The sequence below is a fragment of the Streptococcus sp. oral taxon 061 genome (assembly GCF_964211575.1).
In the GTDB taxonomy this organism is placed as follows: Bacteria; Bacillota; Bacilli; order Lactobacillales; family Streptococcaceae; genus Streptococcus.
In genome coordinates this window covers 197475-219514 of sequence record NZ_CAXOQQ010000002.1, presented here as the reverse complement: position 1 = coordinate 219514, position 22040 = coordinate 197475, and the positions used below count along the sequence as shown (strand labels likewise).

At 33.6% G+C, this 22040-nt stretch carries 21 protein-coding genes; 1 reads left to right on the top strand and 20 read right to left on the bottom strand.

Translation table 11 applies throughout. The features are described from left to right. Positions 1-5: 5 nt before the first annotated feature. The 10 genes from AB8E63_RS02705 to AB8E63_RS02660 form a co-directional block, all read right to left on the bottom strand. Positions 6-731, bottom strand: a complete 726-nt coding sequence (locus tag AB8E63_RS02705; RefSeq protein ID WP_368909815.1) for a hypothetical protein — start codon at positions 729-731, stop codon at positions 6-8. Further along, positions 709-2385 carry a hypothetical protein gene (locus tag AB8E63_RS02700; RefSeq protein WP_368909814.1) on the bottom strand — a complete coding sequence of 559 codons (1677 nt, stop codon included), beginning with the start codon at positions 2383-2385 and terminating at the stop codon, positions 709-711. The genes AB8E63_RS02705 and AB8E63_RS02700 overlap by 23 nt, the downstream gene beginning before the upstream one ends. Continuing rightward, entirely contained in the window at positions 2382-4235 is a 1854-nt protein-coding gene (locus tag AB8E63_RS02695; RefSeq protein WP_368909813.1) for a hypothetical protein, read from the bottom strand. The genes AB8E63_RS02700 and AB8E63_RS02695 overlap by 4 nt, the downstream gene beginning before the upstream one ends. A gap of 12 nt (positions 4236-4247) precedes the next feature. Beyond that, complete coding sequence (locus AB8E63_RS02690; RefSeq protein ID WP_368909812.1) at positions 4248-5507, bottom strand: site-specific integrase; 1260 nt, start codon at positions 5505-5507, stop codon at positions 4248-4250. A 957-nt stretch (positions 5508-6464) separates the two neighbouring features. Continuing rightward, entirely contained in the window at positions 6465-7832 is a 1368-nt protein-coding gene (locus AB8E63_RS02685) for a sensor histidine kinase (RefSeq protein ID WP_368909811.1), read from the bottom strand. After that, entirely contained in the window at positions 7823-8482 is a 660-nt protein-coding gene (locus tag AB8E63_RS02680) for a response regulator transcription factor (RefSeq protein WP_036757387.1), read from the bottom strand. The genes AB8E63_RS02685 and AB8E63_RS02680 overlap by 10 nt, the downstream gene beginning before the upstream one ends. A gap of 72 nt (positions 8483-8554) precedes the next feature. Beyond that, on the bottom strand, positions 8555-9295 hold the full coding sequence (gene pcfG / locus AB8E63_RS02675; RefSeq protein ID WP_314794877.1) for a lantibiotic protection ABC transporter permease PcfG: 741 nt from the start codon (positions 9293-9295) through the stop codon (positions 8555-8557). After that, the gene (locus AB8E63_RS02670; RefSeq protein WP_314794881.1) at positions 9295-10035 is read right to left on the bottom strand and encodes a lantibiotic immunity ABC transporter MutE/EpiE family permease subunit; all 741 of its coding nucleotides are present in this window, start codon (positions 10033-10035) and stop codon (positions 9295-9297) included. The genes pcfG and AB8E63_RS02670 overlap by 1 nt, the downstream gene beginning before the upstream one ends. 4 nt (positions 10036-10039) lie before the next feature. Then, positions 10040-10741, bottom strand: coding sequence for a lantibiotic protection ABC transporter ATP-binding protein PcfF (gene pcfF / locus AB8E63_RS02665; protein WP_023918138.1), 702 nt, complete (start codon positions 10739-10741; stop codon positions 10040-10042). A gap of 286 nt (positions 10742-11027) precedes the next feature. Continuing rightward, complete coding sequence (locus AB8E63_RS02660) at positions 11028-11627, bottom strand: hypothetical protein (RefSeq protein ID WP_368909810.1); 600 nt, start codon at positions 11625-11627, stop codon at positions 11028-11030. Between the two features lie 334 nt (positions 11628-11961). Here AB8E63_RS02660 and AB8E63_RS02655 point away from each other — a divergent pair, with 334 nt between their 5' ends. Next, the gene (locus AB8E63_RS02655; protein WP_314794901.1) at positions 11962-12204 is read left to right on the top strand and encodes a S24 family peptidase; all 243 of its coding nucleotides are present in this window, start codon (positions 11962-11964) and stop codon (positions 12202-12204) included. Positions 12205-12682: 478 nt separating this feature from the next. On the opposite strand, the gene AB8E63_RS02650 is transcribed toward AB8E63_RS02655, so the two are convergent. From AB8E63_RS02650 to AB8E63_RS02605, 10 genes are all read right to left on the bottom strand, one after another. Then, positions 12683-13348, bottom strand: a complete 666-nt coding sequence (locus AB8E63_RS02650; protein WP_368909809.1) for a PIN domain-containing protein — start codon at positions 13346-13348, stop codon at positions 12683-12685. Beyond that, a complete protein-coding gene (locus AB8E63_RS02645; protein WP_368909808.1) occupies positions 13345-14178 on the bottom strand; it encodes an ImmA/IrrE family metallo-endopeptidase in 834 nt (277 codons plus the stop codon). Before AB8E63_RS02645 ends, AB8E63_RS02650 begins: the two co-directional genes overlap by 4 nt. A gap of 8 nt (positions 14179-14186) precedes the next feature. Next, positions 14187-14519 carry a helix-turn-helix transcriptional regulator gene (locus tag AB8E63_RS02640; RefSeq protein ID WP_195347955.1) on the bottom strand — a complete coding sequence of 111 codons (333 nt, stop codon included), beginning with the start codon at positions 14517-14519 and terminating at the stop codon, positions 14187-14189. A gap of 709 nt (positions 14520-15228) precedes the next feature. Next, the gene (locus AB8E63_RS02635; protein ID WP_368909807.1) at positions 15229-16779 is read right to left on the bottom strand and encodes a chloride channel protein; all 1551 of its coding nucleotides are present in this window, start codon (positions 16777-16779) and stop codon (positions 15229-15231) included. Between the two features lie 15 nt (positions 16780-16794). Then, a complete protein-coding gene (locus AB8E63_RS02630) occupies positions 16795-17574 on the bottom strand; it encodes a ribonuclease HII (RefSeq protein ID WP_368909806.1) in 780 nt (259 codons plus the stop codon). Continuing rightward, the gene (gene ylqF, locus AB8E63_RS02625) at positions 17561-18412 is read right to left on the bottom strand and encodes a ribosome biogenesis GTPase YlqF (RefSeq protein WP_368909805.1); all 852 of its coding nucleotides are present in this window, start codon (positions 18410-18412) and stop codon (positions 17561-17563) included. The genes AB8E63_RS02630 and ylqF overlap by 14 nt, the downstream gene beginning before the upstream one ends. Positions 18413-18560: 148 nt before the next feature. Further along, the gene (gene pta, locus AB8E63_RS02620; RefSeq protein WP_049496230.1) at positions 18561-19535 is read right to left on the bottom strand and encodes a phosphate acetyltransferase; all 975 of its coding nucleotides are present in this window, start codon (positions 19533-19535) and stop codon (positions 18561-18563) included. A 15-nt stretch (positions 19536-19550) separates the two neighbouring features. Continuing rightward, entirely contained in the window at positions 19551-20450 is a 900-nt protein-coding gene (locus AB8E63_RS02615) for an RluA family pseudouridine synthase (protein ID WP_368909804.1), read from the bottom strand. Then, complete coding sequence (locus AB8E63_RS02610; RefSeq protein WP_368909802.1) at positions 20447-21265, bottom strand: NAD kinase; 819 nt, start codon at positions 21263-21265, stop codon at positions 20447-20449. Before AB8E63_RS02610 ends, AB8E63_RS02615 begins: the two co-directional genes overlap by 4 nt. After that, the gene (locus AB8E63_RS02605; protein ID WP_004252944.1) at positions 21249-21920 is read right to left on the bottom strand and encodes a GTP pyrophosphokinase family protein; all 672 of its coding nucleotides are present in this window, start codon (positions 21918-21920) and stop codon (positions 21249-21251) included. The genes AB8E63_RS02610 and AB8E63_RS02605 overlap by 17 nt, the downstream gene beginning before the upstream one ends. Between the last annotated feature and the right edge of the window lie 120 nt (positions 21921-22040).

Below are 22040 nucleotides of genomic sequence, written 5' to 3'. Positions count from 1 at the left end.
TCCTCCTAATACTTAGTCTTATTATCCAGTAAGTTTTTAATTTCAAAAATCTTACTTTTGCCCGCTTTCTTCTCTTTATGAGTATGCTTTTCAAAAGATATTTTCGTGTCTGAAGTAATAATATTCTCGCTAAGATACTTCTTAGTTACTAGTTGCTGATCAGATTTTAACAAGCCCTCTTCTTTTAACAATTCATTCGCAATATCAGGATACAAACTAGTTTTAAGAAGATTCCTTAACTTTTTGTTTTCCTCTAATAATTCTTTGTTTAACGCTGTCTGCTCCTTTATTTCAGCATTCTTTTCATTAAGTTGTGCTACCTCATTTTTCAACTCTGAAACTCTTGTTTTGAGCTTACTGGCTTCTTCCTTATATTCTATTGCTGCATCAACAACTCTTTTATAATAATTGTTAAGTTCCATCAATGCTGATTTGATTGCTTTAGGGGTTCTATTGGTCATTAAGAAACGTTCTACATCTAGAGTTTTATACGTTATAACTGTTTGATAAGTGTCGTCTTCAAATAGTTCCAATCTATCATTAAGGGCTTGTCTAAATTCTTTGTTTCTTCTAATCGTTGTGTCTGCAACTTGAGGAAATTCGTTACTTCTAAGGTAATTTCCAAACTGTGGAATTTTGAATAGTCTAGGATTATTCGAACAATGTTCCAGTAAATAATGTTCAAATAATAATAGTAATTCTTGATTATCAATATACTTCTTTCTCGCCATTTGAGAACTCCTGCAAGGATAATTGTTTTTCAGTTAGATATTCTTGATAAGAATGACTAACTGTTTTAAGTTTTAATAACGCCTCACCAATATCTTCTATATTTCCCTTTCCTTGTCGAACTCTTTTTATAGCCTCATCTACAATTAAAGCTTCCTCATCAATTGATTTCTTAAAGGATTTATCCATAGAGAAATAATCTTTTCCTGCTTTTCTGTAAAATGGACAACTAGTGCAAGCACCAAGCTCTGCATGTGAGCTAATGACTTTAAGGCAGTCTGAATAATCACCTTCCGCAAATCTTGGTGAATAACATCTGCCCTTATTATCAAGAGACACATAGTCTTTATTAACGGTGTATTTGTGCTGAGTCTTACTGATAGCGTAAGATGTTTGAGAATTTGTTAATTTACGATAAAGCTGATAACTCCTACATTCAATAAACTGACTCAGATTTGAAAAATAATGTGAAGATGTTGTGACACTATCATGTCCAGCCAAGAGCATTGCGGTTACTGGACTAGCCCCTTCTGCTATCAGATTGATCATCGCAATGTGTCTAGTATCTCCGATATGAATGAAATTAATCTCATGATCGTCTAATTGCTTTGGGGAATTGATATGATGGACAAAATACCCATACTGTTGAGATACAATCTCATTAAAGAAATATTTTAAAATTGTATTTAAGTTACTGTATGTTAAGAAACGGTTCTTAGTACCAGCAATACGTTTCCATTTCCGATAATGAGAATCTATCACAAATAGAGTATCCAACTGCGTAGATGATAAATCTTTGGTTAGTTCTAAATATTTTAAAATTTCACTCGCAAGATTAAAGGGGACTTCGTAAGTCGTCAAATAATAATCCTCTGAAATTTTATGTGATACTTCCCTATCTCTTCCTTTTAAGTTATTTCGTCTGAGAGTTAAGTAATATTTTCCGTCTTTTTCTGTGAGACAATTTCTCTGAGTGAGTAAAAACTCCCTTGGTCTAAGTGGTACTACTGCTGTTATTTGCCACCATAGGTAAAGAGGGTAATAAAATAATCTCTCATCATCCGATAAAGGTTTCGTCCAATAGTCACTTAAAATATCATTAAATAAAAAATAGGATTGAAATTGGGCTAACTTTCGCTGTTTTTTAGTTTTTAGTTGATAACTAACATTTAAAAGTTCATCTAGTTGTTCAATCAATTGGGTTAATTCGTTACTCTCTAAACATGGTAGCGTAGAAAGAAAATCTATACATACTGAGGGATTGGAAATCTTCATATTTGCTAATGCGAAGACTTCATTCACTTTTACTTCTTTGACTATTTTCTTTATATCTCTTAAAAAGGCTTGGAGCGTGATTAAAACATGATGTTCCATAGATAGCACTATAAAACTCTTTAAGTAGGTTACAAAATCATCAAAAGATAATTGAAATATTTGTTCATAAATCCTTTTATATTGGAATTTATTCAAGTTAAAAATGAAGCTAACGTTAGAATATTCATTAGTCGTTACCCATTTATTTTCTTCAAAATTGGTGGTTAGAATAATCCCTTTTTCAACATAGTCTTGAAAACATTCTTTTGCGCTCTCAATCATATTGTCATCAAACAGGACAATTTCATTTACTTTACGAAATAATTTTGGTTGATTATTCAACTGACTAACTCCTTAATAATATCCTCATAATCAGACAATACAGCTTCGCCATACTGTTCCGATAACGCTTCTAACATTTCTGTAAGACATGGTTTAATCTGTTGCTCAAGAATGGCTCGAACCTTTCCTCGTTCAAGTTTATTCTTTAATTTTTGGTATTGTTTATTGAGACGATTAAACTCACCTATTAACAAAAGCAAAGTAGATTTTGTTTGTAATTCATACTGGCAGCCGACACAATGCTGACGGTCATCATAGGGGCATAGTTTCCCTAGTGCAGATAAAAGACACATGCTCTCTCCTTGTTTAGAAAAAGCCTCTCCGTTACCAATTCGATGACAGATCGTTAGTAATTGTTCAGGTTCAACCTTATTTTCAACTAGTATTTTTAAAGCTTGTTGAGAACGTGTATCAGCCTTAATACTCAATTCCAATGTTTTTTCAATTTCAACTGGCGTTAAATCTAAACTTTTAATCATTTGAGTTTGTTGGCTTGGACTTAATTCTTTATACTTTCCTCTAGTTACAATGGTCAAGAGCATAGACGGAATCATGGATAATACGCCTCGTTCAAATAGCTCTTTTGCAACCATTTCAGGTTTTAGTTGTCCAAGTTGGGCATCTTTAAGATATGTTGTTGTTGTTTGTGCAAATTCATTAAAATCCCCTTTATGGCTACGAGCTAATGCTGCTAAAAAATAACCTTTTATATTCAGTTCTGACTTATCTTCAAGAATATCATCTGCCAGCATTGCGACTGATTGTAAGTAAGATTTATTCGCGGAACGACTACTAAAGTTACGCTCTAAAAATAAATTTCCGATTTCCTCCCCCATATAACTAGTAATCTTTTCATAAGTTTTAATTCGTCTGATCAACGGACTTTCTAAATTGTATGGTATTTGAAGTTGGAAATGTGCCTCACAGATAGCCAATAACGTTCCAATAAGAACCTGACAACTTTCTGGGACATGAAACTTTAACTGAGTAACGTTAGAAGCATTTTTTGTTTTATTAGGTGTTAAGTTTAAATAAGTCAATCTTGTTGTAATACTTAGTAAGGTCCTTCTAGCTTCACTGCTACTCCAAGTTCCATCTACTACTGCTTCTAAAACTTCTAATGGTTCTCTTGTTAATTTAGGATGTCCTAATCTTTCTAAGTCTGTTGATCTTAGTGCGCAAATAAAATGTAACCCTAGATACAACCATGTATCTGCATAATCCTTTGAATTTGCTGCTTTACACAACATATCATTTTTTATGATGTAGTTTTCGTTGAATAGGTAGTACATTAATTCAAGGTATTCATCTAATTCATACGCTCCATTTGCACTCTCAATCGTGTAACGCTTTGTCATTTCAAAACTTACTCGATAACGAGTAACGCCTTTATTGAGTAGCCATTTAATAAATTGAATGAGGATATTGCCTTGTGACTTCGTAAGGACTTCTGTTGCTACTTCTACTAAGGTCTCTACTTCAGCATCACCATATAGAAACAAATCTTTTGTTAAGTAGTATGCTAAAAAATCAAGTAGATAGAAACGATTTGTTTCACTCAGCTTTTCTTCTTCAGCAAATTGTACGAATAATTCACTTGTAGAAGGAAATTTTTTTGAAAAGATTCCTTCCATACTCTTAATTCCAGGAGGTGTTGTTAGATAGTCTTTGATGTGATTTTTAAGAACTTCAACATCTTTTTCAGAAATAGTATAGTCATCAAGATTTATAGACACACCAAACCATTCATTGTCTAGTAAGAATCCACTGACTTTCTCACGGTGTTTTATTGTAGCAGCACCTAACTCGACTAATATTCTTTCAAGATAATTTTTTAAATCTACTACCAATAGCTACTCCTTTTAATCTTCTCCAAACAATTTTTCTGCTTGCCAGTTCATATATTCAAAAACACCATTATTAACCTGACCATATTGTTTTGCAATTTCTCCTTTATTTTGTAAATAAACCCAAGCACTTTCTGGTGAATTGTCCCCTCTAGCAGACATCAGTTCACTAACTTCATTAACACCTGACAAAACCAATTGTGTGGTGTACCAGTGCCTAAAGATATGGGGTGAAATATTATTTTCTTGCAAGAGTTGACCAAAAAAGACAACCTCTGGGTCATCAGATTTAAGAAATATTGGAATCATTTCTTCGCGAATAATCTTACGAAATCGTTGATAGTACACATCGTATGACAATGCTTTCCCTTGCTTGTTAAGGTTTAATGGACCATAATCTCTCTCATACCTTTTACCTTCTAGGTAGCTCATATAGTCATTGTAGGTGTCTAAAAAGACCTCTAAGAAGATATAAGGTACAGCTTGAAGTCTTTCCTTTTTAATTCGTCCAGTTGGCTTTAAATCGCTTCTAAGGGGCATTTCTTTTCGCAGATCAATCTCAATTTTAAATACTTGATTATCACTTTGGTGAAATATGATACCTGCCCCCAAAGGGCTATCTTCACGCCTTACATTACAAGCTTCTGATGGTCTTAAACCAACAAATGCTCCCAAAGCAACAACCATAAGTAAATCCTTGTGATATTGAGCAATGTGAGCAAAAAGCATTTCAAAGGCGCTGTTTGGCATATCCCTAAAAATTGACTTCTGTGTGTTGCTTCCATCAACAAATACCTCAAAATTCAACTCTTTTCTTTTGATGACTCTACCTCGTCTATTAGTGAACGTATTGATAGAATAAAGGTCTTTTGGCTTCAATTTAGCCTTCCCTTTTCGTTCATTCAAGTATAGAGTTAAAAAATCAAGAACGGCATTTACACATTTTTCGACTGTACTTTTCTTTCTATTTGTTCTATCTTCAGGTAATTGTGCTAAACCATAAAGCGTAAAAAATTCCTTGACCATTTCAAAAGTTAGTTGATCAAGATTATTTACCCCAACTGTTCCAAATATATAGTTCAAAAACTTAACAACGTATGAAAAACGTTTGTTGCCATTGTCTGAGATAGACTTAATTTTTGCGGAAGATTTTACATATCTATGAAAATGAGTGAATTGTAATGTGCCATCATCATGTTTGAGTGCAATCAATTGCTTTGTAACGATATTATTATCACCTAGAATCAGCGAATGTTTATATACAACAAATCTCATGTTACCTCCTTGTTTATTATGACTGAAGGTTCTTACTGTGTTTTATGATGTCAATACAGAAAAAACGATCAAATCAGTACTATTTTCCTTTGTGCTCTAAACTGCATAAAGGGAATATCGATGAGTACTTTCATTGATCGTTATTATTATTCAAATTAATTCAATAATAAAAGTAACTTCATCTAAGTAATAAGAGCAATTAATTAGCTCAGCGACAACGATAACCACAGCAACTCCTTCTAAACGATGAAAGGAATATCCGCCGTGGCTATCTATTTACTTTTTTTCTTTTACTTCTGTAAGTTACTTTTGTTATTTTTACTTTTTCTGTATTATATCATATTTTGATTAAATTGTCATCTAAGAAAGTGATTTTAAAAAAACTGGAAATTTTTTCAATTGTATATTTTGAAAATAAAAAACACTTTAATATCAATTTAATGATTTTAGAGCGTTTTTAGCTTATTTGATTCTAAAGTTGTCGTCTATTCCTCAGGATTACTTGAAGAACAGGAAAAATTCGACAACAAAGTAATCGATCTATTCAGTTATAAAACTTATGAAGGTCTTTCTGCTGGAACTGGCCACTCCTACTTTGGAGATGTAGATTATACTCTTACTTATTCAACTGAGAATATCCCTCATGATTTCTCCTCATGTGGTGCTAGTAAACTTCTATATTATAGAACGAAAGGGATAGAGTTAATGTTTAAACTTAAACTTTAGAATGAAAATATTTTTTCTTTTCTTACCCTACAGTATCCGTACAAATTTTATAGGTTTCATCTCATAAAAACTTGTACCTTGATAAATTCAACAAACTGAAGCTTGTTTGTTGAATTTAGCTTTCTACTATGTAAGATTCTTGCTTGATAGCGGAGTAAATTTTCTACTCTACACCAAAAGCAAAAAGGATATATTTTTAATAAATTCCATTTGAAAACAATTCCTGTTCTATTATAGTAATGGTAATTCTAACTTTACACTTGCACCATGTTTATCCGAGTTGTTTTCTAATATGATGCGTCCATTATGTAATAACATTATTTTCCAAGAATTATATAAACCTAAACCATAGTTTGTAGCTGAATGTCTACTCTTATCTCCACGGTAAAATTGTTCCGTTCCTCGTTTTAAATCCTCATTAGAAAATCCTGGGCCTTCGTCTATCACAGATATTGAAAGTATCTTATCTGTAGTCATTATTAGTAATTCAATGTTGGATTTGTCTGGTGAATATTGAATAGCATTACTAAATATATTTTGAATGACTCTTTCAAATAATTGTACATCTATCATTACATCTGAATCTTCACAATTAATAGATTTAGATATAGTACGGTCATGTATTAGTGTAATCTCTCTCGCTATTTCACTAACTCTTTCGATTATTTCTGACACCTTTACTTTTTTTAAATTCAACGAGTTTAATTTAATTGACTGATTCATCTCCATCAGAGCTTTTGTATAATCTGATATACGTGTTGAATTTTTTATAATGTACGCTACATAATCTTTTTGTTCATCAGTTAGATCAGTTACCTTTAACAATTCAGCATTACCTTGGACAATAGAAACCGGAGTTTTTAAGTCATGCATTAATGCCGATATCTGACTTCTCTTATTCTCTTCTTTAATCCAATTTTCTCTTAATGAATCACTTAAGGCTTTTTTCATTATATCAAGGCTATTTAAGACATCATTAAATTCTTTGATATTTGAACTTCCTATTTCAAAGTCTAATTCTTGGTTGGCGATTTTATCTGATGCCTCTAGCATTGGCGATAATTGCCTTGTTATTCGTTTTGCCCAGATTAGAGTAGCCACAAATGCACTCATTAAAAAGAAAATGATTAATAAAAATATTAATAGTAAATCTATGCTAGGGAAATATTTTTCCATCCAATCATTATTGTATTGTGGCTCTAGTGAATAATGGATTAATACATATCCATCATTCCTTTTAAATTCTATAAATGAAGAAGATGGAGTTGAAAATCCCTCATGATTGTGAAAATTCTTAGCTTTCAGTTGAATAGCTTCATCCATATTAGTTTTTATCACTTCACCATCTGGCGATAAAAACATATAGCTAGCTCCTTTAGGTATCAATGCTTCATCAAAGTCTATTTTATTTAAAATTTTATATTTATTTTCTTGTAATAAATTTTCTGTATGGTTAGCCGGAATAATCAAACCAACACTATAAAACGCTGTAAAAGTTAATAAAGCTAGTACGATGGCACATCCTAAACCAACTCCAACAGTCATTAAGTATTTAAGAAATACTATTTTGAGTGACTGTCCTTTTCTAATTAATTCCATTTATAACCAATCCCCCAAACTGTAGAAATTGGATTTTCACCAAATTTTAAGAACTTTGCTCTAATATTTTTTACATGTTCTGATATGGCAGAAGAATCACCAATCCCATCAAATCCAAAAATCATTTCATATATTTGTTCTCTTGAAAAAACTTGTCCCTTTCTCTTTGCTAAAAGTTTAGAAATTTGATACTCAGACTTTGTCAGATGAATTTCTTCTTCCTTCACAAATACTTGATTGGAGGATAAATCAAATCTTATATTCCCTAGGTTTAAACTCGAATGTTTTTCTCTTTGTTCTCTTCTCAGATGAGCTTCTACCCTTGCTAACAATTCACCAACACCAAATGGTTTGGTAATATAGTCATCTCCTCCACTTAATAAGCCATCTACTATATCCGTTTCCATTGCTTTTGCAGTTAAAAAGATAATCGGACAATCCACTTTGCTACGTATATTTTTACAATAGCTGATTCCATCAACCTCTGGCATCATTACATCAAGTAATATTAAGTCATATTTCCCCAAACTATTTTCATCAATATCTACCGTGGTTTGGTAAATATCAATAATATGATCTCCTTTTATTAAAATATTCTTGATTAGAGTCAGCATATCTAATTCATCATCTATAGCAAGAATTCTTGCCATACCAAACCACCTCCATATTTATAAATATTTTATTATTATACCATATTCCATTTACAAATACATTTAGAGCTATTATTCACTGATTGACTTTCCACCCCACCTATTGAACCATAATAAAGAGCCAGTAAAAATGACTACTGTAATAGGTATTGCTACATAGCCCCACATGGTAAACTCTTTAATTAAATATGAGCTATCAGCCAATTCACTTCCAACAATATATGTTGCAGATAATCTTGATGCCCAAGTACAAGGTAAAAAATACCAGATATTTTCACCTAAATTGGTTATTGAAAGTAAAGCAATCAACGTTTCCACAAATCCCAATCCAATAGATGCACCACCACCTAACATAAGTGATACCCATAAATGAATCATATATGTAGATAGACATCCTATAAAAACTAATAATAATTCAATTAACCAAGCCATAGTCGCTTGATTACCAAATAGCATTGCAAATATAAAAACTGCTAAACTTATAGAAAATAGAAAACTCAATAAGAGCATTATAAGTTTTCCGCTATAAGCCTTGCTTCTGGATTTTGTAGTTGATAGAATCACTTGAAATCTTCCAGCACTTGCTTCCATGTCAACAACCTTAGATGTGATAGCACCAAATATTATTGGTAAGATAGCACCTAAAAGCACAAAATAATTCAGTATGATATCCATATCAGAAAAATTTTTTAGACTTGTAAATGTTGCTGCCCCATAAAATATTAGTGCATATAAAACAGGTAAGATAAAGTGAGCCCAGGGAATCCATGTATGCTTCAATTTATAAAACTCTGATTTTAATATATTCATCATTACTTCACCTCTTGCTTAGAAAACCATTTTGCAGTAATGAAAGTCAATAATGTAAACAAACATATTGATAAAATACAAGGAACAAGTAAGGATGTGTTTAAAATCATTGGATTTGATACTTCTGTTGGCACACCGTTCGGTAAAATACGCATAACGGGTACCATCAATCTAATCCCCCAAGAATAAGGGCAATAAATCCACATAGAACCGTCAGCTAACAAAATTCCTACCACAAGACCTAATACAGCATTTACTACAATGCTTGCTATAAACCCAAACTTTTTAGCTAGGAAAAAACAAAACGGAACTTGCCATATGTTAGTTATAATCAATAATACACTTGCGAATAATAATGTCGTGAATGCATAGTTTCCTGTTAATTGTTCTCCAATGAAAAATTGAAAAACAAATACTCCTAGCATATGCAAAATAGCAGTTATACTTAGATAAATTGAAGCTGTTAGTATTTTTGATATCCATATTTTTTTTAAATCAACATTAAGTGAAAAAACTGCTCGGTAGTTTAATTTTCTTTCCTCTTTTCTATGCATCATTGCTGGTATTAAAGCGAAAGTTGCTGGCATAATCATCACATACCACCAATTATATGCATTTACACTAAAATATAATGGCATTAATACAAACGCAACAAGTAAAGATATAATTGGTGCAATAAATAATATCTTCAACAAAAAACTGTGTTTGTGTTTCAAATTTTCTGCAAAAATATAATTTTTCATTAAGCTACACCCTCTTTCCATTCTTTACAACATCCATAAAAAGTTCTTCTAAATTTTCATTATGATTAATTGTGTTTTGATATTTTAATTCTCCATCATGTATAATTCCTATATGATCAGCAGTTTGTTCCACTTCTGCTAAAATATGACTAGACAGAATTACTGTTATTCCTTTTTTTGGAAAGCTTCGTATTAAATCTCGTAATTCTTGAATTCCTAATGGATCTAATCCGTTTGTCGGTTCATCTAGTATCAATAGTTTAGGATTATTTAATAAAGCAATTGCAATACCTAATCTTTGTTTCATCCCCAAAGAAAATTGACCGCTTTTCTTTTTTCCGGTATTTTTTAAATCTACAATTTCTAAAACTTCATCAATTCTTGCATCAGGTAATCCAAGTAATAATGTTCTAACTTTTAGATTTTCTCTTGCACTTAAATTTTCGTATAAGGGTGGCATCTCGATTAAAGCACCAATATCTGATAAATCATTTCTACTCCATTCATGTCCTTCAAACATAATTTCACCTGACGTCTTGTGTAACATACCTGTAATCATCTTTAATGTCGTAGATTTACCTGCACCATTAGGTCCTAGTAATCCATATACTGAATTTTCCTCAATTTTTAATGACACATTATTTACAGCTTTTTGTTTTCCAAAAACTTTTGTTAGCTCATTTGTTTCCAAAATATATTTGCTCATATTTTGTTCCTCCTTTAATCTTGTAAATAGTATAAAAAATATTTTTAAGGATTCTGTAAGGAAAAAATATTTTTCAAAAAGTAGCAAGAAAATTCTAATTTATTAAACGTTTTGCATTTTTTCTTTAGTCTTTTATGCCATATCTCATATACTTCATAAATAAAAAAGGCAGAACCAGAGTTCTGCCATAAATAATCATTATTTATCTTACAACTTCAATATCCACCTTTGCTCTAAATCAAATTTTAAGGAATTGAAATATTCTCTTTCTAATCTATAGTTATACCTATTCTGTTCGAGTTTTAGCTAAATATATTCCCCATTCAGCTAATTCTTCAGGCAAATCATAAACAGTTTTTCCATTACTTTCATAGATTTCAGAGATTCCTGGGGAGGTTTTAGAAAAAGTTTTCCAAGCTGTCACTAGTTCTTCAACAAATTGAATATTATGAAGCTCAAAAAAGTCATTAAATTTTGATAGTTCTTTACTATAAATTGTCACAACATTATAGCTATCAAGCATGATCTCATCATGACTTTTATGCCCACCAAATCCAAACTTACTTAGTCCATCATTAACAAGCAAATCACCGTATCTAATCAACAGTGCTAGGCATTCCTCTCTTGAACAGCCATCAATATAATAAACATCCTTATGGGATTCCTTGATAATATTCTTTGCTATCACTTTTTCTCTATCAATACTGACAGGCAATTCCAAAATAAAAAACAAGGGCTCGTCATGAATCGCAATAAAGTGTTGAAAAACCTCTAATATTTTTTCTGCGTGTACATTCGCCATCAAATGATGTTCATTTAACTTTGTAAATGATTCAAACAGGTTTTCTACCAAGCTAACTTGGTGACCTTTTACTAAATTCAACATTATGCCTCCTCCAGAGAATTTAAACAATATCCACATTTATAATTTCATTATACCATTAAACCCCTAAAAAGACTGCAACTTCCCAGTCACAGTCTCTTATAAATCTACCTCAGTTCCTTCAAGGAAAGTTACTACAATTTGTCCAGCTTCTGAAATAGATTGATAGCATGTCAGACCATAGTATCCAGAAGCCATACTTGAACTATTACTCTGATTCTTACCCTCTATTCGATTAGAGAAGCTACCTTCACGCTTTTCATTCTCCCCTTCGTTCAAAGGTTTCTAATCTTTTACAAGCAGTGATACCGCCTCAACGTGGGTTTTAGAGGACTAAATGAAGTCTGAATTGCCTGATAGAGATGTAGTATTGATTAAGCAATCAACAAATATTGAAGATGGACAAATTTATGCAGTGGAATTTAACAATCAAACCTATGTAAAAAAAGTGTATCTTCATAAAACCTATCTGCGTCTTGTTTCGATAAACAAGAAGTATGATGATATTTATGCGCCTTATGAGGAAAATCCTCGTATAATTGGGAAAATAGTAGGTAACTTCACGCCTATTGAGGAGTAAGAGGATAGATATTAGGAAAATACACTAATCATTATCTAAGTGATTTACAGATTCAATATTTTGTAGATAAGCCTTCATGCTTCTAAATAAATTTTTATTTTTATTGTTATTTTAGCTCATTATTTTTGTATTGGTTAAAACAGAGCTACAAAGAATTTTCTCTATTGGAGTGCTATGTTTATTTTTTCACTTTTGTATAATATGTGTAAAAAATAAGACAGTAACCTAAGAATAGTTACTGTCTTGCCTCATTTTTTGTTAAATATTTGATAAATACAAATTACCTTCCTATTAATAAATTATGAATTTTATCATACATGAAATTCACTAAAACCAGCTCAAAAATATAAAGTACATAGAGACTCTTTAGAAGATGAGTTAAAAGGCATAATTTTAAAATAATACAAAAAAAGAATCGACTGATTCTTTTTTTAGATTAAAAGAAGTAAAATTACTTATTCAATAGCAAGGTTTATGGCTATTGGTTATTTGTTTTTAAAGATTGTTGCATATTTAGTATTTTATTCTTTAGGCTAACTTTTTGTTCCTTTAACGCCTTATCGAGCCACCTAGAATCTTTACTATCCTGTTTTGGGTTAAATCGTCTTAAAAAGTTTTTTAGCTGTGTTTCAAAATTCCAATTCATTGTTGATTTGATATTGATTTTATCAAAATACAATATTGCTTGAGAAGCGTTTATTGTTCCAAAAATATAATAGAGAATAATAACTTCCGCAAATGTAAAAGGCATAACTTCATCATCATATTGCAAAAGGCTTTTATACGGTCCTTTGTATTTTGTATCATCAGTGACCAAACAGCATGCACCTAGTGTTTTTGCTAAAGCGATAGCATGTGCCTCGCCTTTATCTCCCTGATTATACAATATTTCTTGTTCTTTAGCGTGTCCTTCAAAAAGCTGGAAAATTCCTTCTCTAGCCATTTTTTCTTTTGAAAATAATTCCAGTTTACCTGCTTGAATGTCTAAGTATACATTAGATAGGATATCTTGTCCATGGTTTTTCAATTCAATTGAATAGACTTGGTCACAAATATAGATAGAATCAAAATACTCAAAAAGAATATTTTGACAGCCTGCTCTATAAAAATGAATAATAGTATTTGTATCCAGTGAAGCGTTCAATCACTTAATCCTCCAATTAAATCATCCAAATTTATATCCTCTGCATCATCTTCCTGACTAAAAGCATTACTTTGTTCAATCTCATCCTCAAAATCTTCAAGTGAAAGATGATAATATTCTAAAACTTTTTCCAATGTTTCTTTCGGCATTGCCCCATTATTAAAGTTATAGAGTGCATATTTTGAGTATTCTTCAGGAATAACTATTTCCTCGCTAGGACGATTTAAAGCAGAACCCCCACCAACTGATTTAATAAGATTCCCTACTTTAGCTTCAACTTTATCAACATTTAATAGTGTTTTTTTTTGTTCATCAATAAACTGTAAACTAAGTAATCTATTAACTACCATGTCAAAGCTAACGTTAAATTCCACCATCATTTTAGCAATATCTCTTGCTGAAAGGCTTTCACTATCCTCTATTTCGAAATCAATAAAGCTTTCCACTTTTTCTTGTGGCATCAACAGGCAAGCTGCAAAATAATTTGCTTCATGTTCTTTTTCATCAGCGTCTGAACCCGACACAGTTGAATTATTATCAAAAAAAGCCTTTTTATTTTCAAAATGGAGAACTGCGTGTCCGATTTCATGAGCAAGTGTAAAGATTTCCCTTGAAAGACGGATACTTGTATTCGTAAAAATAATAATATCATTATCTCTCTTTAATGTAAAACCAAGATCAGCATCCTCACCCATAGGATAGCGAAAAAGCTTGATTTTAAAATTTTCACAGTCTTTGAAAAGATTTGAAATACCATACCTTGTTGTGGTGCATTGTTCTCTGATCTCATTTGCCTTCTTTCGGATCTCTCTTTCTCGTAATCTATCCATTGAGTTACCTATTCCTTATCCTGATAAGTTAATTTTTCATACAAACGCTTGTTTGCATAGAATAAATCAATCATATAAAGCATATCACGTGTTGATTGTTTTTGTTCTCCTGATCTATAAGCTACAGACGCTTCTTGTTCAAGGACTTTCGTAATATCATTAACATTGACATCAAAAACGTTAGCTAGTTTTACAAGAATTTCCAATGTCACGCTATTAATGCCGTTTTCAATACGAGCATATTTTTGTCTACTTATTCCAATTCTTTCAGCTACTTGTTCTTGAGAAAAAGATTTAGCATTTCTTAATTCTGCTATTCTGTTACCAATTTGTTTATTCATCTCCTATACCTTTATATTTCCTTTCTAACCTTATTCTATCACGTTAACAACTCGTTTTCAAGGTATTTGTAACAAAATTATAACTTTATGTTTTTTGTTGCTCAAAAAAATAACAAAAACAAAAAATTAACAGATTATTCCTAATATTCTTTTATAATGGAAAATATAAAAAGAAAGTTCGAAATTTTATTGACTATGAATATCCAATAGTTTATTTTCAATAGAAAATTAAATGAGCAAAAAAATGTACAATTGAACCACCACTTCTTCTGTTATTATTTGAGTAAAAAATGTACAAATAAATTTCCTAAATTGGATAATATTATGTACTAGAAAATATACAAAATACCACTCCAGAATAATGTACAAAATAAAAATAAAGTACACTTTTTAAAGAATGTACTTTATGCTTCTAATTTAGTTGTATCAGGGGTTTAGCTCATGTTAAGTCAATTGTACATAAATTTTTAGTTTTCTAGAAAACGTCTAGATTGGCTAACTGAATTATTGATCATTAATTTACTGACTAAAAAAGTTTCTAAAGTTTCTAAAGCTTATACAGTTTAAGTTTATTAGAATACAATATAAAAACTCGATACCATTATTTAGGAATCGAGTTTTAATTTATATGACTTGGTCTATCATTTTAATTACTAATTTTAGACCAATTATATACAAGACATAACATAAGTTATGTAAAAAACTAATTCTACAACAATAAATCTTTCACTTTTCCAATTTCACTTTTTGGAATCACGAGATGAATCATATCACCTAGATACATCCTTGTAGATCCATTTACTGTCTTACTTTTCCCATTATGTACTTGGGTTGTGATGAGTACGTTATGAGGTAAATTGAGTTCATGTACTTGCTTACCAGCTATTTTGTCTGATACTGGAATTTCAATTAGGGTAATTTCTCCATCATCAGTTGCTGATTCAGGTAACATTTTTTCTAGCATGGCTTCATAGACAGGTGCCCCTTTGAGCAAATCCATAACAATATAAGCAACTAGGGTCACCATCCCTAAAGGCATGAGATTACGGATATCTCCGACCATCTCAGTCACAAGAATCATAGCTGTCAAAGGTGCTTTTGAGATAGCACCAAAATATCCACTCATTCCAAGAATCACAAAGATAGGGAATTGCTGCTGGCTAACAAGGCCAAGATTGACACAAATAACACCGACCAGAGCTCCAAGTAAGGATCCTAAAGCTAAAATAGGTAGGAAAATTCCACCAGGAAGCCCACTTCCGTAACTGATCATGCTCCAGATAAAGCGAATGATGAAGTAAATTAAGAGAATTTGGAAGCTAAAATCTTGTTCTGTTAATGATAAGACAACCTGATTTCCCCCACCAAGTATTTGAGGTAGGAATATTCCCACAGGAATAATCAGGATAAAAGCAAAAATTGGATGATATGCTTTGTCAATGTGAACCTTTTTCCCAATCCAATCATAAACTTTGCCGACATTCAGAACGGCTTTCTCATATAGATATCCAGAAACTCCAAGAAAAATCCCCATAACCAGATAAATCCAATATTGACTAAGACTCATTTGAGGAATATTATCAGGCATATCAAGTACAGGTGTTAAGCCAAAGATAAGAAGGGAAACAAAGTTTGCTACTAGACTAGCAGCCAAGGTAGAAACCCAGAAGAATCGTGAAAAATGGTGATAGACTTCTTCTACTACAAATAATAACCCCGCAATCGGTGCATTAAAGGCTGCAGCAAGTCCAGCAGCAGCTCCGCTAGCAATCAAAGAACGCTCCTCAACAGGGCTAGACTTGAGCCATTTAGCAATTCCTTTTCCTCCAGCGGCACCTAGCTGAATACTGGGACCTTCACGACCGAGCATAAGCCCACTCGCAATGGCCAAAATACCTAGAATGTATTTCTTCCAAAGGATACTCCACCAGTTGAGAGACATGAGACCTTTTAACTCCGCTTCAACTTGAGGAATTCCTGATCCTTTAATATCTTTTTCTGAGCGTGTTAATTTGGCACTAAGTAAGCAAATGAAGATATAAAACAATAAAATAATCAATAAATTCCGTATCAGATTTTCTTGGTCTTGATAAAATCCTTGAACAATATGAAAGCCTTTTTCGATCAAAAATCGAAATGATCCGACAATAATTCCTACGACTAATCCGACAATAATACCTCGCCCTACTTGAGCTAAGATCGTACTGGACGCGAAAGCAAATTCTTTCTTGGAACTAAGTATTTCCGATTGTTCCTCCATAATTCTCTCCTTTAATTATCTTTTACTAGTTTCTGAGACGATCGTTTTAATCGGTTCAAAACTGGAGCGATGAATAGGTGTGACACCGTGCTTTTCAATTCCTTCTAGATGCTTAGCAGTACCATAGCCAGCATTTTGAGCAAAATCATAGCCTGGAAATTCTTCGTTATAGTTAGCCATGATCTTATCTCTGGTAACTTTAGCTATAATCGATGCTGCTGCAATAGATAAGGAGTTGGCATCCCCTTTGATGATGGATGTCTGAGTGATTGGCAAGTCCAACTTCATAGCATCAATTAAAAGATGTTCTGGCTGAGGTTCAAGTTGAGAGATAGCTTCCCTCATGGCTAGTTTCGTCGCTTCGTAGATATTGACTTGATCAATGGCTTGATTGTCCATAATCCCGATACCGATTGCTAGGGCATTCTCTTTGACAGCCTGAAAAATCTCCTCGTGTTTTTTCTTAGGAATTTTTTTGCTGTCATTTAAACCTTTAATTTTACAATTTTGAGGTAAAATCACTGCAGCAGCCACCACTGGACCAGCTAGCGGACCACGTCCAACCTCATCTACACCTGCAATTAGGTTAATCCCCTGAACGTAAAGTTCTTTTTCATATCGAAGCATAGCTTCTAAGCGAAGATCTTCATCTATTTCTGCTTGGATGGCCTTTTTACGCTTTTCAATTTCCTTTTGTACACCTGAACGAGAATCTTTTTCAAATTCCTTAAAAAAGGGACTATCAAGTTCTCTTATCTTTGCTAATTCTTCTTTGATGTCTTTAATCGTTGCCATTGAGATCATCCAATGTATCTAAGGTATAGTTACCAAGTTTTCCATCACGAACTTCTTTGACAAAGAGGTTGTAAAAACGATCGTAATCATCACGGAAACCAAGGATACGCGTCATATCCATGATAATTTCTGGAGCCTCATCGTCCAGATTCATTTGTTTGAAACGTTCTTGAAGTTTTTCAGGATAATGCGTTTTAAAGTAATTGAGACCGAAAATCGTTACCTCATCCATTGGAAGTAACTGATCCTTGATTGCTCCCGTAAGGGCAAGTTTAAGGGCTACAGTTTCATCTTCAAATTTTGGCCAAAGAATCCCTGGAGTATCCAAGATTTCCAAATCTTTATTGGTTTTAAGCCATTGTTGGCCCTTAGTAACACCAGGATTGTTTCCAACTACAGCAATTTTCTTACCCGCTAAACGGTTCATCAGAGTCGATTTACCAGCGTTTGGAATCCCGATTATCATGGTACGCAAGGTTTCAATTTGAATACCACGTTCTTTTTGACGAGCAATCTTGTCTGCCATGAGTTTCTTAGCAGCATCCGTTACGACTTTTACTGTTATTTGTTCCTTAGAGTTGATAGCAAGCGTTTGAATGCCTTGTGATTCAAAGTGCTGACGCCATTCTTTTGTTAATACTGGGTCCGCAAGGTCTGCCTTGTTTAAAATTAATAGCCTTGGTTTGTCCCCGATGATTTTAGTCAGCATTGGATTTTGACTAGACAAGGGCAAACGTGCATCTACTAAAACTGTTACAAAATCAACAAATTTTAAATTTTCCTGGACCTGACGACGTGCCTTAGACATGTGTCCAGGAAACCATTGAATAGTTGCCATTTTATTTCCTTTTCTTCATACAAACTTATTCTATAAAACATAGATGATTACTGACTATTTTACCATATTTTGGCTATTTTTGCAGATGAATTATGTCTTTAAAAAAGGGAAATCCCCCTTTACCAAGAAGGAAAGAGGGATTTCAGTCTTATTGATGAACAGCTTGTGCTGCTGTAATTAGAGTTAGTTTGTAAACATCGTCAGAGTTACATCCACGTGAAAGGTCGTTTACTGGTTTGTTAAGACCTTGCAAAACTGGTCCAACTGCAGCAAATCCACCTAGACGTTCTGCCATCTTGTAACCAATGTTACCTGCTTCAATACCAGGGAAGATGAAGACATTAGCTTGTCCAGCTACGTTGCTTCCAGGAGCTTTAAGAGCTGCAGTTTCTGGAACAAAGGCAGCGTCAAATTGCAACTCACCATCGATTTCAAGGTCAGGACGCAAGTCGTGAGCAATTTTAGTAGCTTCCACTACCTTATCAACACTTTCGCCAAAACCTGAGCCTTTAGTTGAATAGCTAAGCATAGCAATCTTAGGTTCGATACCAAACATTTTAGCAGTGATAGCAGAGTTAATAGCAATTTCAGCTAGAGCATCAGCATCTGGGTTAATGTTGATAGCACAGTCACCAAACAAGTAACGTTCAGTGCCACGAACCATAAGGAAGGCACCTGATGTACGGCTCACATTCGGACGAGTCTTAATGATTTGAAGAGCTGGACGAACTGTTGAAGCTGTAGAGTGAATAGCTCCTGAAACCATACCATCAACCAAGCCCATATAAACTAACATAACACCAAAGTAGTTAACATCGTTGATGAGTACTTCTCTCGCTTCTTCTTCTGTCATTTTTCCTTTACGACGTTCAACAAGTGAAGCTACCATATCTTCAAATTGAGGGTAATGTTCTGGATCGATGACTTCGTAACCCTCTGTAATTCCTTCGATTTCGAGATAGATTTTAATTTTGTCAGGGTTTCCTAGGAGTACAGGGATAACTTCTGTTTCTTTTACCAAGCGCTTCGTTGCTTGTAGGATACGTGGTTCTTCACCTTCAGGTAGAACGATGCGTGCATTTTTACCAACTAGGTTGGCTTTCAAACTTTCAAAAACTTCCATGAGTTTTGACTCCTTTTAAGATAAATTATTATTTGATAACTGTGTAATAAGTGTGTCGAAATCATCCGGCAGTGGGCATTCTAGCTCTAACTGCTCTTCTAAGAAAGGATGATAGAACGATAAGTAATGGCAATGTAGGGCCTGGCGCTCGATGCCATGTTCTAAGCTTCCCCCATAAAGATCATCTCCTAGTAATGGAAACCCAATATGCGAGAAATGAACCCGAATCTGGTGGGTTCTCCCAGTGTGGAGACGAATATCAACTAAGTGAATATTCCCATAAGATGCCACGATTTGATAGGACGTATGGGCATATTTTCCACCCTTTGCTACTCGTCGAGTGATGATAGAATCTTCATCTCGGGCTATCGGAGCTATGATTTCTCCCTGAGGTTCCAGATGACCATCTCCCTTGACTAAGGCATAATAACGCTTTTCAATAGACTTTTTTTGTAATTGCTTGTCTAATCTGGCATGCGCATAGCCGTGTTTAGCAAAAAGCATCAATCCAGAGGTATCTCTATCAAGCCGAGTCACAATATGAACCTGCTGATTCTCATAGTTTTGTTTTACATAGTAGCCCTTAATAAAGTTGGCAATGGTATTGGAATGATTGACACTAGGGATTGAAGCGACTCCAAAGGGTTTGTTGATAATCAAGAAATGATCATCTTCAAATAGAATATCTAGAGGATAATCAATTGCTTCAAGTGTCTCGAATCCTTCCTCTGGCGGAATATCAATGACGACTTCATCTCCGATATCTAAGAGATAGGTTGCATTCTGCGGATGCCCGTTTACTCGAATATCACCACCTCGAAACTTAATCTTGGCAAGTAACCCTTTTGAAACTTCATGTTTTTTCAGAAAGGTTTTGACCTTGACATGTTCGTCGGCAATAAACTGAAACCTCATTCGTCCACCTCACCAATAAAGGCATCTTTGACACGATTCCAAAAACTGGTGTGGCTTGGCGTGGCTACAAAATGAATCTTGTGGTGATCAATCTGATACTCTATTTTCTCAATATTTCGGAAAGAATAAATACTATTATCGATTGAGATTGTGTGATAGTCATTTCGAGTTGGTATCAATTCAATCTTGTCTTTTTTTGGAACAATAATTGATGAACCAAGTGTGCGATAGATTCGGTTGTTCAAACTAGCAATTTCAGCCAATTGTAGGGCCTCTATGGTCGGGTGCAGTACTGCTCCACCAAGTGATTTATTATAAGCAGTACTTCCAGTCGGCGTTGAAACTGTTAGGCCGTCACCACGAAAGCGTTCGAAGGGAACATGGTTAATAATGACATCAGCAACCATAGTTCGATCCGCACGACGAATGCTAGCTTCATTTAGTGCTCGGAAAGACTTGACTTCACCATTTTCGAGAAATATTTTGACACTTAAGAGTGGATAAGACACTTGAGCACCATTATCCAACAGTAAATTTGTAACCAATTGGTCCAACTCAAAATCACGATAATCCGTATAAAAACCTAAATGTCCTGTATGAACCCCAACAAAACGAACCTTATCCAGTTGGTTTTCATACTTATGAAAAGCAGACAACAACATCCCATCTCCACCAATAGAGACGACAATATCTGGATTTTTATCATTTAGGATAAAATTATTCTTTTTTAATCGTTCTTTTAACTCGAATAGAACTTTCTGACTCTGAGGCTTACGGTTGGCAATTAGGTCAATTCGTTTACCTGTATTCTTCATCGGTATCGTCACTGTTTCCTACCCCGTCATTTAACTTTCTGTGCAAAGGATCAAAGAGCGCTTGTGCTTCCTGGATATCAGCACGTATTTTACTCATTTCTTCGTCTAGCTGATGTGAAATTCTGGCTGTAATTTCAAGTCGTTCCTTGATTTCCTCTGGGAAATCTCCTTGATATTTATAATTGAGAGAATGTTCGATTGTAGCCCAAAAGTTCATAGCCAAGGTACGAATTTGAATCTCAACTAGAATGGTTTTTGCACCGTAAATCGTATCAACCATATACTCAATAATCACATGATAAGAACGATAACCCGAAGCCTTTCGATGAGTAATGTAATCACGTTCTTGAACAACTCTCATATCCTGTCTTTTACGAAGGATAGAAACAACCTCGTTTACGTCGTCTACAAATTGAACCATGACACGTAAACCTGCAATATCTTGCAAATCCTGTTCAAGTGTGTCATAGCCAATACCCCGGCGTGCCATTTTTTCTTTGATACTTTCAATCGGTTTAACCCGACCCGTGACAAACTCGATTGGAGAATGTCGGTTTTGTTTTCTGTATTGTTTTCGGATTCCTCGGAGTTTTATTTTTAATTCTCCGACAGCTTGAATGTAAGGATCTAAAAATTCTTCCCATTCTGTAATCATATAACTCTTACGTCCAATTCTCTATGCAGTTTAATTTATCTAGTTTTTGATTTTCTCATGAAAATCATATACAATAAATACAATGCTTATTATACCATAAATCGCTTTCAAATATAAAGA

Bases quoted from the DNA above. Each gene is read 5' to 3' on its own strand.
- ylqF (WP_368909805.1), bottom strand. From the start codon at position 18,412: ATGGCAACTATTCAATGGTTTCCTGGACACATGTCTAAGGCACGTCGT.
- pcfG (WP_314794877.1), bottom strand. From the start codon at position 9,295: ATGATGAATATATTAAAATCAGAGTTTTATAAATTGAAGCATACATGG.
- AB8E63_RS02660 (WP_368909810.1), bottom strand. From the start codon at position 11,627: ATGTTGAATTTAGTAAAAGGTCACCAAGTTAGCTTGGTAGAAAACCTG.
- pcfF (WP_023918138.1), bottom strand. From the start codon at position 10,741: ATGAGCAAATATATTTTGGAAACAAATGAGCTAACAAAAGTTTTTGGA.
- AB8E63_RS02685 (WP_368909811.1), bottom strand. From the start codon at position 7,832: ATGGAATTAATTAGAAAAGGACAGTCACTCAAAATAGTATTTCTTAAA.
- AB8E63_RS02630 (WP_368909806.1), bottom strand. From the start codon at position 17,574: ATGGCAACGATTAAAGACATCAAAGAAGAATTAGCAAAGATAAGAGAA.
- AB8E63_RS02680 (WP_036757387.1), bottom strand. From the start codon at position 8,482: ATGGCAAGAATTCTTGCTATAGATGATGAATTAGATATGCTGACTCTA.
- AB8E63_RS02615 (WP_368909804.1), bottom strand. From the start codon at position 20,450: ATGAGGTTTCAGTTTATTGCCGACGAACATGTCAAGGTCAAAACCTTT.
- AB8E63_RS02645 (WP_368909808.1), bottom strand. From the start codon at position 14,178: ATGGATAGATTACGAGAAAGAGAGATCCGAAAGAAGGCAAATGAGATC.
- AB8E63_RS02705 (WP_368909815.1), bottom strand. From the start codon at position 731: ATGGCGAGAAAGAAGTATATTGATAATCAAGAATTACTATTATTATTT.
- AB8E63_RS02635 (WP_368909807.1), bottom strand. From the start codon at position 16,779: ATGGAGGAACAATCGGAAATACTTAGTTCCAAGAAAGAATTTGCTTTC.
- AB8E63_RS02690 (WP_368909812.1), bottom strand. From the start codon at position 5,507: ATGAGATTTGTTGTATATAAACATTCGCTGATTCTAGGTGATAATAAT.
- pta (WP_049496230.1), bottom strand. From the start codon at position 19,535: ATGGAAGTTTTTGAAAGTTTGAAAGCCAACCTAGTTGGTAAAAATGCA.
- AB8E63_RS02655 (WP_314794901.1), top strand. From the start codon at position 11,962: ATGAAGTCTGAATTGCCTGATAGAGATGTAGTATTGATTAAGCAATCA.
- AB8E63_RS02640 (WP_195347955.1), bottom strand. From the start codon at position 14,519: ATGAATAAACAAATTGGTAACAGAATAGCAGAATTAAGAAATGCTAAA.
- AB8E63_RS02670 (WP_314794881.1), bottom strand. From the start codon at position 10,035: ATGAAAAATTATATTTTTGCAGAAAATTTGAAACACAAACACAGTTTT.
- AB8E63_RS02605 (WP_004252944.1), bottom strand. From the start codon at position 21,920: ATGATTACAGAATGGGAAGAATTTTTAGATCCTTACATTCAAGCTGTC.
- AB8E63_RS02610 (WP_368909802.1), bottom strand. From the start codon at position 21,265: ATGAAGAATACAGGTAAACGAATTGACCTAATTGCCAACCGTAAGCCT.